Consider the following 14,151-nt stretch of genomic DNA (forward strand, 5'->3'; position numbering starts at 1 on the left):
TAAAAAGAAGGTATCTCATTTCAGTGAGATACCTTCTTTTTAATCTTTCTTCAATCTTCGCGCTATACCATTCCCTAATGACTGTAATCCTTGAACGAGAATGATTAAAATAAAGACTGTTGCATACATCACTTCAGGTTCGTAGCGTAAATGTCCGAATCGATATGCTAAATCACCGAGGCCTCCAGCACCTACAAGTCCAGCCATTGCTGTTGCACCGATTAAGCCAATTGTTGCGATTGTTAATCCAAGTACGAGAGACGGACGGGCTTCTTTAACCATAACGTGCCAAATGATTTTTATAGTAGAGACTCCCATTGCTTGATATGCTTCAATGACACCACGATCCACTTCTAATAAAGCAGTTTCCATTAAACGTGCAATATAAGGGGCTGTAAATACGACAAGTGGTACGATAACACCTTGTACGCCAATTGATGTTCCCATTAGAAACTTTGTGAAAGGTAAAATAAAGAATAATAGAATGATAAATGGAAGAGAGCGAATGACATTAATAACTGTATTAAGAATAGGATAGATAATTTTATTTTCTCGCTGTCCACCAGGTCTCGTTAAAACAAGTGTGACACCAAGTGGTAATGCAATAAGGATAGAGATAAGTAATGAAATAGATGTCATTTGAAATGTTTGAATTGTTGCTTCCCATATTACGTTACCCCACTCATCCAAAAAGGGCTTGTTTCCCATAATCTGTTCTACCTCCTTCTACGATAATTCCTTGTTCTTGTAAAAATGATAAAGCACGGTTTACTTCATTTTTGTCACCTTGCATATGAACGACCAGTTTCCCATATGCCTCATGTTTTAACTGCGTAATATTGCCTGATAAAATATTAGGATATACCTGAAAACGTTTTGTAGCGACAGCTAACGCTGGTTCTCCTGAAGCGGTTCCTATAAATGAAAGTGTTACGATTTCTCCAGTGCTTTGTAGCTCTTTCTGTACCTCTTCTGGAATTTTAGCTGCAAATGCGCTATTTACAAATTTCTTCGTTGTTACATGTTGTGGGTTTGTAAAAATATCTTTTACGGTTCCACTTTCGACTACCGCCCCATGTTCCATAACGGCAACGTGGTCACAAATACGCTGGATGACATTCATTTCGTGTGTAATTAGTAAAATCGTGATTCCAATTTCTTCATTGATTTTTAATAACAAATCAAGAATAGAATCGGTCGTTTCCGGATCTAATGCGCTCGTTGCTTCATCACTTAATAAAACTTCAGGCTCATGAGATAGTGCACGAGCGATCGCTACACGTTGTTTTTGGCCACCAGATAATTCACTTGGATAGGCGTCTTTTTTATTAAAGAGATCAACAATGCGTAAATACTTTTCTACCCTTTTTTCAATTTCATTTTTGGGAAGACCAGATAGACGTAAGGGTAGTGCGATGTTTTCATAAACGGTAACGGTTTTAAGTAAATTGAATCCTTGAAAAATCATGCCGATCTTTTGTCTCGCTTTTGCGAGTTCTTTTGTCGATAAGGTTGTTAAATCTTGTTCGTTTATAATGATATTTCCTGTCGTTGGTTTTTCTAATAAATTTACACAGCGAATTAATGTACTTTTACCAGCGCCGCTATATCCAATGATTCCAAATACCTCGCCCTTTTTTACTTTAAGGGAAGTTGATTTAAGGGCCTCAACATTCCCTTTTTTTGTTGTAAATACTTTGGAGACGTTTTTTAATTCAATCATTATAGTCAGCTCCTACCAAGACGGTAAAACAGAACCATCAAATTTTTTCTCAATGAAATCTTTTACTTCTTTAGATTGATAAGCTTTCTTCAATTTATTTACAACTGCATCATCTTTATTTTCAGTACGAACAACGACCCAATTCACATATGGTGAATCCTTTCCTTCGCGGAAAATAGAATCTTTCGCTGGGCTTAATTTTGCACCTAATGCAAAGTTTGTATTAATTGCAGCGGCTTTCACTTCACTTAGCTGCGTTGGTAATTGAGATGCCTCTAATTCAACAATCTTTAATTTTTTTGGATTTTCAATTACATCTTTTGCAGTTGCCTTTTCTGTAGCTTTTGGATCGACTTTTAAAACCCCTGCTTTTTCAAATAGTTTTAAAGCTCGAAGTTCATTTGTTGGATCGTTTGGTACAGCAATTGCGTCACCCTCTTTTAATTCTTTTACATCTTTTAAACTTTTAGAATATACGCCCATAGGGAATGTTACTGTTGAAAATACTTCAGTTAATTTCATGTTGCGTTCGGCTTTAAATACATCTAAATAAGATTTAGTTTGATAGCTATTTACATCGAGGCTTTTTTCATCTAAAGATACGTTTGGCGCTACATAATCATTAAATACCTTTACATCAATTTCGAGACCATCTTTTGCTGCAACTTCCTTCACCTTTTCAAAAATTTGTTCATGCGGTCCACCTGTTACACCAACGGTAATCTTTTTCTCATCTAATGCTTTTACCTCTTTATCAGAATTAGCACCACATGCACCTAACAATAATACAGCTCCACTTACAATACTTAATAATACCTTTTTCATCTATAATTCCCCCTTAATATACGTTCCAAAATAAAAAGCACCTCTCAAAAATAAGAGAGGTGCCGAATAGACGAAATAGGTTCCTCTCTTATCTTCCAAAACGAAAATCGTTCTGCAGGAATTAGCACCTTAGCTTATACGTTATAAGCTCGGTTGCCGGGCATCATCGGGCCAGTCCCTCCGCCACTCTTGATAAGAGTATGTGTATGTAGTTTTTAAATATGGTATTAATAGTAAATCTTACAAAAAGAATTGTCAATATTATTTTCTGAATATATTTTATTTTAAGGTAATGGAAACATTCCCTTTTTTATGTCCGGTCTCTACGTACGTATGAGCCTCTGAAATTTCTTCTAGCGGGTAAGTTTTATCAATAACTGGTTTTAATTTTTCTTCTTCCGTTAGCATTTTTAGTAGAAGCATATCTTCTTTGCTTACTTTTGCCATCGTTCCGTTGACTGACACGTATTTACCGTTAGCTGTTAATGCACTCTTGCAATGGGATTTTTTAATTTTTCCAACTGCATCGAATATAATATCGTAGCGTTCATCTCGCTTTGTAAAATCTTCTTTCGTATAATCAATTACGTGATTAGCTCCTAAAGATTGTACTAACTCAAAATTTGAATTGCTACAAACAGCTGTAACAGTCGCACCGAAATATTTAGCAAGTTGCACAGCAGCGGTACCTACTGATCCGGAAGCGCCATATATAAGTACTTGCTGTCCTTTTTTTATGTGTCCTTTTCTCAAAAAATGTAATGCTGAAGTGCCACCAAAAGGAATAACAGCAGCTTCTTCATATGTTAAATTGAGGGGCTTTAATGCTATCAATCCGCTTTCATGCACACATGTGTATTCAGCATAACCACCAACGTTCAGTCCTGTTAATGCAAAGACTGGGTCTCCTTTTTTAAATTGAGTTACATCCGTTCCTATTTCTTCAATTTCACCAGATAATTCTACACCGAGTATAGGCCTTCTCGGTGTTCTGAAACCTAATATAATTCGCATAGGAATCCAAAATAATAGGGGGCTAGAAAAGCTCCGCATTCTACAATCTCCAGTAGTTACACTTGTTGCGTGAATCTTAACTAATACTTCATTCTTTTTAGGAGTAGGTTTCTTTACGTCTTGAAGCTTGAGAACGTTAGGTGGCCCGTATTTTGTGCAAATAATTGCTTTCATAGCAACCTCCTGAATAAAGTTATTTTCCTCTACATCATATTTAAATTTTTTTAAAATCATGCTTATGGTTTCACTTCATAGTAAGTAAAAGAAGGATAGTTCTTTTTTACAGTGTAGTATTTTCCTTTTAAAAAAGTAGGTACAATAAAAATAGAGAGAAGTACTAGTGAGATTAGAATTTCAAACGAGGAGAGTGCCATTTGAAAAAAAGAAAGATAGCAGTTGTTATTGTAGCGTATACAGTGTTGCTCGCGACATCTATATATACATACAAAGAGCAACTGGATCATCCTATTATGAGTGATGTAGGAAAGTTACTTCCAACGAAAATTAAACGTGTTGAAAATGCTGAGGATGAAAATTCATTTAAAAAATTAGTGCAAGATGCAAATGCTTCTGGAGAGAAGATTTCTATTGCAGGTATGCAACATAGCCAAGGCGGACAGACGTATTATCCGAACGGCACGATGCTTGATATGAAGGGCTATAATGAAATATTAGAGTTTGATCCGGAGAAAAAGAGGATTAGGGTACAAAGCGGTGTCACATGGAATGACATTCAAAAGAAAATCAATCCATATGGTCTTGCAGTTCAAGTGATGCAATCTCAAAATATTTTTACTGTTGGTGGTTCATTAAGTGTAAATGTACATGGGCGTGATATTCGTCATGAAGCATTGATTGATACAGTAGAGTCGTTCAGATTGTTAATGGCAGATGGTACGGTACGTAATGTAAGTAGAGAAGAAAATGTGGACTTGCTTCCGTATGTAATTGGGGGATACGGATTGTTTGGTGTAATTTTAGATGTGACGCTAAAGTTAACTAATGATGAATTATATGAAACGCATACGAGGGTACTAGACTATAAGGAATATTCTTCGTATTTTAAGGAGAAGGTGAAGAAGGCTGAGAATATACGTATGCATTTAGCGCGTATTTCTGTTGCACCAAAGTCGTTCTTGAAAGAAATGTATGTGACGGATTATGTATTGGCAGAAGATCAGCAGAAGCTGGGAGAATACAGCGAATTAAAGGAAGAAAATATTATAGCCGCACCGAAGTTTTTGCTTGGATTATCGCGTTATAGTGATTGGGGAAAGAATGCATTTTGGGATATACAAAGAAGTTATTTTGAACGTACAGATGGTAAGTATGAAACTCGAAATAATGTAATGAGATCTGATAGTGCTTTTATGGAATATGATAATCCGAACTTGACCGAAGTTTTACAAGAGTACTTTGTACCAATAGATAGTTTTGCAGAGTATATAGATGATTTACGAAGTGTTTTAAATGAAGAGGAATTAAATCTTCTTAACATTACAATCCGCTATGTAGAAAAGAATGAGAATGCGGTGCTATCTTATGCGAAAGATGATATGTTTGCGCTTGTATTTTTAATTAATCAAGGGCGTTCTGAGGATGAAATAAAGAAAACAAAAGTGGTCATTCAGAAGATGATTGATGTTACTTTAAAGCATAATGGAAGTTATTATTTACCGTATTATTCTTATCCGGAAAAGGAGCAACTAAAGGAAGCATATCCTCGTATAGAAGAATTCCTTCAGAAGAAGAAGGAAGTAGACCCAGAGGAACGATTTGTGAATTTATTTTATAAGGAGTATAGCAAATGACATATAGAAGATTTGTAGCGTCACAAAGCATAATCATGATGGCGGGAAGTATGGTATTTCCTTTTTACATTCTATTGCTTCGAAATGTTGGGAATAGCTTCTCGCAATTTGGCTGGGCGTACGGTTTATTTGCCTTAACTTCAGCTCTAGTATATCCGTTAGTTGGAAGAATCTCTGATAGAGTAGGTGATAGAAAGTTATTAATTATATACGCTTGGTCCATGGCTATATTAATGCTTTGTTTTCCTATTGCAACAGAGGTTTGGCACGTATACATTCTCCAAATTTTAATGGGTATTTTAGGTGCTGTGCAGCGCAATACGGAGAAGACATCATTAGCACGAAAGGTAGCGCATAAGGAAGCTGGTTACGAAATTGGGAAATACCATGTATGGACATCGATTGGTGGCGGGGTAGCTATAATTGCAACTGGTTACTTAGTGGATTTCTTTACGATAGGGACTATCTTTTATATTGCTTCAGTTTTATATGTAGTGAGTGGATTTGTACTAAGTCGCAGTGATAAGTAATTAAAAGTATTTCTATTCCCATTTTTACCTGATTAACCTTTATTTGTTATACTGAAAGGGAAGACAAAAGAAAAGGGGACATTGCCTTTGATGAAATTTATAGTTTTAGCTATTCTCACTTTGTTTTTGATTCCATGGACTAGAAGCGGTAATAAAATTCGCGCGGTGGATAAAGGAGGAAATGAGAAAGTTGTAAAGGGTAAGAAATCATCTATTTTAGTTATTCCTGTTTTATTTTGGATAGGTATTGCAATCTATGAATATTTCTGGCTAATTGATGATCGAGCAGATTCTATTCTTACTCATTATTCTGTTGCAGTAGCGATTTTAATTGGGCTTGTTTTATTTTCACAAGAGCAGGTAGGGAAATTAGAAGGTATGTTAAAAGGACTTCTAATGTTTGTTTTACTCGCAAGTTACGGCTATTTTGGTTATTTGCACGATATAGTAATCTCGCAAAAGAAATATGATTCGGTCGTGAAGGTAGAGAAAGATATTTCAGAGCCATTTACTGAAAATGACCAACCGTTTACAGTTCCGCCTAAAACAGCGGAAAATAAAATGAAAAAGGTATTTGGTGATATTCCAAAAGTAGCTTATTTTGAGCTAGGGGAATTAACGCCACAAATGGTAAATGGTGAAGCCTTGTATGTAGCACCGATAGAAGTTTCGGGATTTTTTAAAGCACGTAAAGCGGAAACAATTCCAGGTTACGTAACAATGTCAGGTACAAATCCTGATGCGGAAGCGAAATTACATCTTGGATATAAAATGAAGTATGTACCAAGCATGTTTTTCGGTAATAAATTAGAACGTGTCGTTCGAAAAGCGGAGCCAAATTTAATTTTTAAAGGGAAACCAAAATTTGAAGTTGATGACAAAGGAAAACCGTATTATACAATGACATACGGTGAGTTTATTTCAGGAAGATCCGGGTTTGAAGTAGAAGGCGTTGTCGTTGTTGATGCACAATCAGGTGATGTGAAACGATATGATAAAGGGAATGCCCCTAAATTCGTTGATGGTGTATTAAATCATGAAACAGCATCTACGTTAAATACGTACTTCGGAAAATATATTCACGGATTTTGGAATACGAAATTCTCACAAACTGACATGAAGATTCCGACTGAGTGGGGGACGAAGGAAGGCGTTACGCCAATCTTCGGAAAGGATGGTAAACTGTATTACTTTACAGACTTTACCTCTCCGAAAGAAGGAGTAGATTCTGCTCTCGGTTACTCATTAGTTGATGCACGTACAGGAAAGTTGTATTACTATAACGGAAAAGAAGTGAAGGGAATTATGGACGGTTCGGCTGCTACAGAAGTAGTAGATAATTCCTTTAAGAGAGAGAAATGGCATGGAACAATGCCAGTTATTTATAACGTATACGGTAAACCTTCTTGGATTGTACCAGTTATTGATGACGGCGGATTAGTACGTGCTCATACTGTTATATATGCTTCTAATGCAAAAGTGTTTGCGTCAGGTTCGACGCAAAAAGAAGCACTTGAGAACTATAAAAATGCGCTAAGCGGAAGTGGTGATTCATTTAGACCGACTTCAAATGGGAAAGAAGCGCAAAAAGAAGGTACTGTACAACGTGTGTATAAAGAAAAATCAGGTGAAAATACGATTGTGTACGTACTATTAGAAAACGAGCAAAAAGTATTTATGGTACCGGCGAAGAAATTCCCATATGCAATGTTTACAGAAGTAGGAGATCCAATTCAAATCACATATTTAGACACAGGAGAAATGATGGCATCTGTATCTAAATTTACAAATAGTAATTTGAAAAAGTAAAGCGATAGAGATTCTATCGCTTTTTTTACATTATTAAACAGGAAAATACGGTATACTTGACGTATATTTATGTTGTAACTATAATTGTTACGATTCGATATTTATATGAAAGGGTGAATAGAAAAAGTGAATGGAGTTAATCACGAAGTATATAAACCTGTAAAGACAAACAGGTTATGGATGATTCTTGTATTAGGGACACTTACGGCAATTGGGCCATTATCGATTGATATGTATTTGCCTTCTTTACCAAAATTAACGGATGATTTACAAACTGGAGCATCCCTCGCACAGCTTACATTGACAGCTTGTTTACTTGGGCTTTCAGTGGGACAATTATTTGTTGGTTCAATTAGTGATATTTACGGAAGACGCAAACCTCTTATTATCGCTCTTATTATTTATGTTGCTTCTTCTTTACTTTGTGCTGTTGCACCATCGATTTGGAGTTTAGTGCTTTTACGTTTCTTACAAGGTGCTTCAGGATCTGCTGGTATCGTTATATCACGTGCAATGGTACGTGATATGTATTCTGGTTCTGAAATGACAAAGTTTTTCTCACTGCTTATGTTAGTAAACGGAGCAGCGCCTATTTTGGCACCGATTATCGGGGGACAATTATTACAGTTCACATCATGGCGCGGCGTTTTTATCGTTCTTGGAGCAATTAGTGTATTCATGCTAATATCAGCTACTTTCGTATTACGTGAAACATTGCCCCCTGAAGAAAGAGAGACGGGTGGATTATCAGGAACGCTTGCAACATACGGAAAGCTTCTGAAAGATCGTTTATTTATGGGGTATGCATTGTCGCAAGGATTAGTAACAGCTGCAATGTTTGCTTATATTTCTGGTTCACCGTTCGTGTTGCAAAATATATACGGGGCATCACCACAACAGTTTAGTTTGTTCTTTGCAATTAACGGTATCGGTATTATTATTGCTAGCCAAGTTACTGGCCGATTAGCGGGGAAAGTTAATGAGAAGACTTTATTTGTTTCCGGTATTATTATTGCGGCTGTTGGCGGCCTATCGTTACTACTTACAATTGTATTAGGAATAGGGTTAATCGGTGTTTTATGTTCGCTATTCCTTGTTGTATCAAGTGTTGGGGTTGTATCAACAACTGGCTTCTCATTAGCGATGAGAAATCAAAAACAGGCTGCAGGAACAGCATCAGCTTTACTAGGATTATTACAGTTCATCTCAGGAGCACTTGTAGCGCCGCTAGTAGGTATTGGTGGAAGCAATACCGCACTTCCTATGGGTGTTGTTATAGCTCTTTGTGAAATTGGTGCTGTGTTATGTTATTTATTCATGGCAAAAAGAAGTGAAAAGCAGTTTGAACTGCAACAAAAACAAAATTTAGAGGCTTAACAAAAAAGAGCTGATTCAAACATTTCTTTGAATCAGCTCTTTTTTTCATTTCTTTGAAATAACCCATGCAAAAGTTACTTGCATAAAGTGACGATACTGTGACAAAAATGTGGGTATATATATTAAGGAATCATCTTAAGTACAAAATTTAGGATGTTCTCGGTATAATAAAACAAGTGGAGATAAAAGAAACTATAATTAGAAGTAGCTGTAGATAAAAGGAGAATTAAAGATGAAGAAGGTTTTGGGTATTGCTGTAATGGGAGGTATGCTCCTTCTAGCAGGATGTAATGGGAATAAAGAAGCGAAAGAACCGAAAGAAAAGGTGGAGCAATCTACTGAACAGACAGAAGATATGAAAGTGTATCAAGAGGTACATGAAAAGTATGATGCAAAAATGAACAAAGAAATTAATAAAGCGTTACAGTTATTTGAAGTGGCAAAAGAAAAGGGCGGTAAGGAAATAACTAATGCTAAATATAAGGAAGACGTGAAACAGGTAACAACGGGCATGTTAGAAGATATTGATCATATGCGTAAAGAAATTCGTGTTCCGAAGTCGAAAGAACAGGAACATGAATTATATGTTGGTTTCTTAAATGAATCAGAACAATCAATGAAAAAATTGCAGAAGTTAGCAGAAGAAGAAGACTCCTCGTTGATTCGTGATATAGAAATTAATTTTGCAACAGCATCGACATACTATAAACGTTTTCAAACAGAGGCCCAAAAATAACCTTGCGCATGCGCAAGGTTATTTTTTCTTCTTACCATCTCCATCTTCATCCTCGGATACTAATACTTTCTGTTCTTCGTGAAATTCTGAAATTGTTTGTCCAGTAATATTATCGAATGGAGTATAAAAAGAAGTGATACGTTTTTTCTTAATGAAGAGTTTGTAGAAGCCGATGATGACGAGTATGACGATTGTTAATGGCAATCCTATGCTGGCTAGAAGTAAGGGATCCATCGTATAACTCCTTTAAAGTAATTAATTTTATTATAAGTTAAAATAGTGATTTTAAGAAATAACGCCATTAAAAACTGATTTTTCTAAATATATCCAATTTGATTGACTTTTCTTTTTTTCAGAATTATAATTCGAAATATACAATTTGAACCAAATAATAATATAGCAATTTACTTATCCAGAGAGGTAGAGGGACTGGCCCTATGACACCTCAGCAGCGGGTTCTGTAAGATGAACACCGTGCTAATTCCAGCAAGCAAGTCTTGAAAGATAAGTGATGGGCCTTTGTTTATTAAGCCTTGATCTTATTTTTTAAGATCAAGGCTTTTTGTATTTTAAGAAGAGAAAAGGGAGTAATGGGAAAGATACGTCAATAAAACAAAGTAAATTTATGAGTTTAGGGGGTTATCAGAGTGTATGTTGTTAAAAAACTATCAGTTATGGTTTTCACATTATGGGTTATTACGACAGTGACATTTTTAATTATGCATATTATTCCGGGAGATCCATTTTCATCAGATGCGAAAATCTTTCCTGAAGAAGTGATACAAAATATGAGGGCGAAGTATCATCTTGATGAACCGTTATGGAATCAATATGTTGCTTATTTAGACGGTGTAGTTCATTTTGACTTTGGTGAATCCGTTCAATCGACGGGGCAAGGCGTATCAGAGATTATAACGACAGGATTTGGTCCATCAGCAATTATTGGTCTACAAGCACTTGTTATTTCATTGTTAGTCGGGATTGCCGCAGGCACATTTGCCGCGCTATATCATGGGAAAGTGATTGATTATAGTGTGAGCTTGCTTGCGATTCTCGGTATTTCTATTCCTAGTTTTATTTTAGCGCCACTATTTATACAAGTATTCGCCATCCAATTTGAATTACTACCAGTGGCGTCCTGGGGAACCTTCGAGCATACTGTATTACCTTCCTTCGCATTAGCGCTCGGGCCAATCGCGGTTATTACAAGATTTGTTCGCTCTAATATGATTGAAGTGTTGCAGAGTGATTATATTAAGCTAGCGAGAGCGAAAGGTATACCAATTAAGAAAATCATTATAAGACATGCTCTTAGAAATGCAATTGTTCCGGTACTTACATTTGTTGGCCCATTAATGGCTGGACTTTTAACAGGAACTTTCGTGATTGAAAAAATCTTTTCAATTCCTGGTCTAGGAAAATATTTTGTAGATAGTATTTTTAACCGAGATTATCCGGTAATTATGGGAACAACCATCTTCTATAGTGCGCTATTAATTATGTGTATCTTTATTACAGATATCATTCATCGTATTGTTGATCCACGTATTCGTTCTATTACGTAAGGAGGGGAATATTTAAATGGGGGCTTATGAAATTAATGACCAGTTATTAACGAATGAAGAGAAAAAAGAATTAACGATAAATAAAGATCAGCAAACAATTAGCCGAAAAAAGGAAGTGTTTCGCAAGTTTATATCAAATCCTATAGCAGTTTTAGGGGCTGTGACGTTATTACTAATTATTATTTTCTCGCTTATTGGCGAAAGTTTAACGTCATTTACTGCAAGTGAACAAGTAAAAGAAGCAACTAATTTACCGCCTAGTAGCGAGCATTGGTTCGGAACGGACGATTTAGGGAGAGATATTTGGGCGCGTACTTGGGCTGGTGGGAAAATTTCACTAACAGTTGGATTGGTAGCAGCAGCTCTTGATATAGGGCTCGGTGTACTTATCGGAGGGTTTAGTGGATATGTGAGAGGGCGTAATCGTCTTGGAACGTTAATTGATGAGTGGATTATAAGAGGAATTGAAGTGTTATACGGTATCCCATACTTATTAATTGTTATTTTACTATTAATCGTTATGAAACCAGGACTTTTTACAATTATAATTGCCCTTGCGTTAACGGGATGGATTGGCATGGCACGTCTCATTAGAGCGCAAGTCTTGTCTTTAAAACAAAGAGAATTTGTTATCGCAGCAGAGCGATTAGGTACACCTCATATGAAAATTATATATGGGCATTTAATTCCAAACTTAACAGGGATTATTATCGTAAATTTATCATTTACCATTCCAGCAGCTATTTTCTCAGAATCATTTTTAAGCTTTATCGGACTTGGAGTACAATCACCAGCGGCAAGCTGGGGCACGATGACCAACGATGCACTTGGGACGTTACTAAGCGGAGAATGGTGGCAACTATTCTTCCCGGCAATCATGATTGCACTCATCATGTTCGCATTTAATGCAATTGGTGATGGTTTACAAGATGCGATTGATCCGAAAATCGTAAAACGTAATCGAAAGGAGAAAAAACATGGCGCAAATCTTATCTTTAGAAAACGTAACGTTGGCCGTTGAAAAAGAGAATAGTAGGCAAGCAATTGTGAAGCATGTTTCCTTTTCTATTAACGAAGGTGAAATAGTTGCACTTGTAGGAGAAAGTGGCTCAGGAAAAAGTGTTACAGCACAATCAATTATCGGGTTAAATCAAGAATCAATTCATATTGATGATGGAAATGTATCTTTCCAATCAAAGGAATTAACTAATTTACAGGAATCAGAATGGAATCAAATTCGCGGGAAAGATATTTCTTTTATCTTTCAAGATCCGCTTTCATCTTTAAATCCGACGATGAAGGTCGGAAGGCAAATTACAGAAGTAATTTTGCAGCATGAAAAGAAATCGAAGAAAGAAGCAAAAGAAATTGCAATTAACTTACTAAATGATTTAGGCATACATGAAGCAGAGAAACGCTTTGAACAATACCCGTATCAATTAAGTGGTGGTATGAGGCAACGTATTTGTTTGGCCATTGCGTTTGCTTGCCATCCGAAACTTGTAATTGCAGATGAACCTACAACAGCGTTAGATGTAACGATTCAGAAACAAATTATGGGGCTATTAAAAGAGCGAAAAGAAAAACAAAATACGAGCATTTTACTCATTACACATGACTTAGCACTTGTACGTGAAGTAGCTGATCGAGTAGTTGTGATGTACGGGGGACGTGTTGTTGAAAAAGGAATGATACAGGAGGTAATAGGTTCTCCTAAACATCCATATACGAAAAGCTTATTACAAGCAATTCCGAATATGGATGATTCCGAAAAAGTATTACGTGCTATAGAAGGAACGACACCTTCCATTGAAACATTAAATAGCTTTGGCTGTCCTTTTGTAAATCGTTGCCCAGTAGCGATAAAAGAATGTATTCATCGTTTCCCGGAGAGAACGACATATTCTGGGGAGCATAGTTCACATTGTTGGCAACACATTCTAGAGCACAATAAAGCGAAATCAAAAGAGAAGGTGAATGCCTCATGACGACAGATTTAATTACTGTAAAGCAAGTAATGAAAACGTATGGAAGTAAAAATAAAGAAATCGCAGCGTTAAAAGATATAACACTCTCTATCCCAAAAGGAACAACGCTTGGCATTATTGGAGAAAGTGGTTCTGGAAAGACGACACTTGGTAAGCTCATAGCTGGGATCGAGCGTCCAACGTCTGGTGAAATTGATTATAACGGTCAAGTTGTTCACAAGCTGAAGTCAGCTCATAAGCGGGATTTCTTGCAGAAAGTACAGTTCATTTTTCAAGATTCCACAGCTGCATTAAATCCGCGCTGGAAAGTACGCGATATTGTAACAGAAGGCTATATTTCATTCGGTTTAGGCGATAAAGGACTGAAAGATAAGGTCGCAGGTGATGCACTAGAGCGTGTTGGATTAGATAGACGATATATTGATCGCTATCCACACGAATTTAGCGGAGGACAACGTCAACGTATTGCTATTGCAAGAGCACTATTATGTGAGCCAGAAGTTTTAATCCTTGATGAACCAATTTCAGCATTAGATGTTTCACTGCAAATACAAATTGTACATCTGCTGCAAAAGATTCAAAAGGAGCAAGGCTATACATATTTATTTATCGCACATGATTTACCGATGGTTCACTATTTATGTGAAAAAGTGGCTGTCCTATATAAAGGAGAACTTGTTGAATTTGGAAATACGGATGAAGTATTCCGTGATCCACGACATTCTTATACAAAAACATTATTAGCATCAACACCAAAAATTTCAGGTTAAAGG

Annotated in this window: 14 protein-coding genes and 2 riboswitches; of the genes, 9 read left to right on the forward strand and 5 right to left on the reverse strand. The window is 36.4% G+C overall.

The window, feature by feature from the left end; genetic code table 11:
* Positions 1-39: 39 nt before the first annotated feature.
* From LUS72_RS00995 to LUS72_RS01010, 4 genes are all read right to left on the reverse strand, one after another.
* Complete coding sequence (locus tag LUS72_RS00995) at positions 40-708, reverse strand: methionine ABC transporter permease (protein WP_097831178.1); 669 nt, start codon at positions 706-708, stop codon at positions 40-42.
* Positions 683-1,723, reverse strand: coding sequence for a methionine ABC transporter ATP-binding protein (locus LUS72_RS01000; RefSeq protein ID WP_097831179.1), 1,041 nt, complete (start codon positions 1,721-1,723; stop codon positions 683-685). The genes LUS72_RS00995 and LUS72_RS01000 overlap by 26 nt, the downstream gene beginning before the upstream one ends.
* Positions 1,724-1,735: 12 nt before the next feature.
* A complete protein-coding gene (locus LUS72_RS01005; RefSeq protein ID WP_264448504.1) occupies positions 1,736-2,548 on the reverse strand; it encodes a MetQ/NlpA family ABC transporter substrate-binding protein in 813 nt (270 codons plus the stop codon).
* Positions 2,549-2,633: 85 nt separating this feature from the next.
* Positions 2,634-2,747, reverse strand: a riboswitch (SAM riboswitch).
* Positions 2,748-2,827: 80 nt separating this feature from the next.
* Positions 2,828-3,736: an NAD(P)-dependent alcohol dehydrogenase gene (locus LUS72_RS01010; protein WP_097831225.1), complete on the reverse strand. Its 909-nt coding sequence runs from the start codon at positions 3,734-3,736 to the stop codon at positions 2,828-2,830.
* Between the two features lie 200 nt (positions 3,737-3,936).
* Here LUS72_RS01010 and LUS72_RS01015 point away from each other — a divergent pair, with 200 nt between their 5' ends.
* From LUS72_RS01015 to LUS72_RS01035, 5 genes are all read left to right on the forward strand, one after another.
* Entirely contained in the window at positions 3,937-5,373 is a 1,437-nt protein-coding gene (locus LUS72_RS01015; RefSeq protein ID WP_097831181.1) for an FAD-binding oxidoreductase, read from the forward strand.
* Positions 5,370-5,903, forward strand: coding sequence for an MFS transporter (locus LUS72_RS01020; protein WP_097831182.1), 534 nt, complete (start codon positions 5,370-5,372; stop codon positions 5,901-5,903). The genes LUS72_RS01015 and LUS72_RS01020 overlap by 4 nt, the downstream gene beginning before the upstream one ends.
* Positions 5,904-5,993: 90 nt before the next feature.
* Positions 5,994-7,712 (forward strand): DUF3981 domain-containing protein, encoded by a 1,719-nt coding sequence (locus LUS72_RS01025; RefSeq protein WP_097831183.1) that lies wholly within the window; start codon positions 5,994-5,996, stop codon positions 7,710-7,712.
* 117 nt (positions 7,713-7,829) lie between these two features.
* Entirely contained in the window at positions 7,830-9,089 is a 1,260-nt protein-coding gene (locus tag LUS72_RS01030; RefSeq protein ID WP_240523184.1) for a multidrug effflux MFS transporter, read from the forward strand.
* A 232-nt stretch (positions 9,090-9,321) separates the two neighbouring features.
* Positions 9,322-9,825, forward strand: a complete 504-nt coding sequence (locus LUS72_RS01035; RefSeq protein WP_071744487.1) for a hypothetical protein — start codon at positions 9,322-9,324, stop codon at positions 9,823-9,825.
* Between the two features lie 18 nt (positions 9,826-9,843).
* Here the strand turns inward: LUS72_RS01035 and LUS72_RS01040 are convergent, their stop codons facing one another.
* On the reverse strand, positions 9,844-10,059 hold the full coding sequence (locus LUS72_RS01040; RefSeq protein WP_097831184.1) for a DUF3951 domain-containing protein: 216 nt from the start codon (positions 10,057-10,059) through the stop codon (positions 9,844-9,846).
* 171 nt (positions 10,060-10,230) lie between these two features.
* Positions 10,231-10,336, forward strand: a riboswitch (SAM riboswitch).
* A gap of 136 nt (positions 10,337-10,472) precedes the next feature.
* On the opposite strand from LUS72_RS01040, the gene LUS72_RS01045 reads away from it, so the two are divergent.
* The 4 genes from LUS72_RS01045 to LUS72_RS01060 are packed head-to-tail and all read left to right on the forward strand — an operon-like array spanning position 10,473 to position 14,148.
* The gene (locus tag LUS72_RS01045; RefSeq protein WP_097831185.1) at positions 10,473-11,390 is read left to right on the forward strand and encodes an ABC transporter permease; all 918 of its coding nucleotides are present in this window, start codon (positions 10,473-10,475) and stop codon (positions 11,388-11,390) included.
* A 16-nt stretch (positions 11,391-11,406) separates the two neighbouring features.
* The gene (locus LUS72_RS01050; protein WP_097831186.1) at positions 11,407-12,411 is read left to right on the forward strand and encodes an ABC transporter permease; all 1,005 of its coding nucleotides are present in this window, start codon (positions 11,407-11,409) and stop codon (positions 12,409-12,411) included.
* Positions 12,368-13,378 carry an ABC transporter ATP-binding protein gene (locus tag LUS72_RS01055; RefSeq protein WP_097831187.1) on the forward strand — a complete coding sequence of 337 codons (1,011 nt, stop codon included), beginning with the start codon at positions 12,368-12,370 and terminating at the stop codon, positions 13,376-13,378. The genes LUS72_RS01050 and LUS72_RS01055 overlap by 44 nt, the downstream gene beginning before the upstream one ends.
* The gene (locus LUS72_RS01060; RefSeq protein ID WP_097831188.1) at positions 13,375-14,148 is read left to right on the forward strand and encodes an ABC transporter ATP-binding protein; all 774 of its coding nucleotides are present in this window, start codon (positions 13,375-13,377) and stop codon (positions 14,146-14,148) included. Before LUS72_RS01055 ends, LUS72_RS01060 begins: the two co-directional genes overlap by 4 nt.
* Positions 14,149-14,151: the final 3 nt, after the last annotated feature.

The sequence above is a fragment of the Bacillus cereus genome, from assembly GCF_025917685.1.
GTDB lineage: Bacteria > Bacillota > Bacilli > Bacillales > Bacillaceae_G > Bacillus_A > Bacillus_A cereus_AT.

Coding starts and splice junctions, on each gene's coding strand:
- LUS72_RS00995 (WP_097831178.1), bottom strand. CDS start 708: ATGGGAAACAAGCCCTTTTTGGATGAGTGGGGTAACGTAATATGGGAA.
- LUS72_RS01000 (WP_097831179.1), bottom strand. CDS start 1,723: ATGATTGAATTAAAAAACGTCTCCAAAGTATTTACAACAAAAAAAGGG.
- LUS72_RS01005 (WP_264448504.1), bottom strand. CDS start 2,548: ATGAAAAAGGTATTATTAAGTATTGTAAGTGGAGCTGTATTATTGTTA.
- LUS72_RS01010 (WP_097831225.1), bottom strand. CDS start 3,736: ATGAAAGCAATTATTTGCACAAAATACGGGCCACCTAACGTTCTCAAG.
- LUS72_RS01020 (WP_097831182.1), top strand. CDS start 5,370: ATGACATATAGAAGATTTGTAGCGTCACAAAGCATAATCATGATGGCG.
- LUS72_RS01025 (WP_097831183.1), top strand. CDS start 5,994: ATGAAATTTATAGTTTTAGCTATTCTCACTTTGTTTTTGATTCCATGG.
- LUS72_RS01035 (WP_071744487.1), top strand. CDS start 9,322: ATGAAGAAGGTTTTGGGTATTGCTGTAATGGGAGGTATGCTCCTTCTA.
- LUS72_RS01040 (WP_097831184.1), bottom strand. CDS start 10,059: ATGGATCCCTTACTTCTAGCCAGCATAGGATTGCCATTAACAATCGTC.
- LUS72_RS01050 (WP_097831186.1), top strand. CDS start 11,407: ATGGGGGCTTATGAAATTAATGACCAGTTATTAACGAATGAAGAGAAA.
- LUS72_RS01055 (WP_097831187.1), top strand. CDS start 12,368: ATGGCGCAAATCTTATCTTTAGAAAACGTAACGTTGGCCGTTGAAAAA.
- LUS72_RS01060 (WP_097831188.1), top strand. CDS start 13,375: ATGACGACAGATTTAATTACTGTAAAGCAAGTAATGAAAACGTATGGA.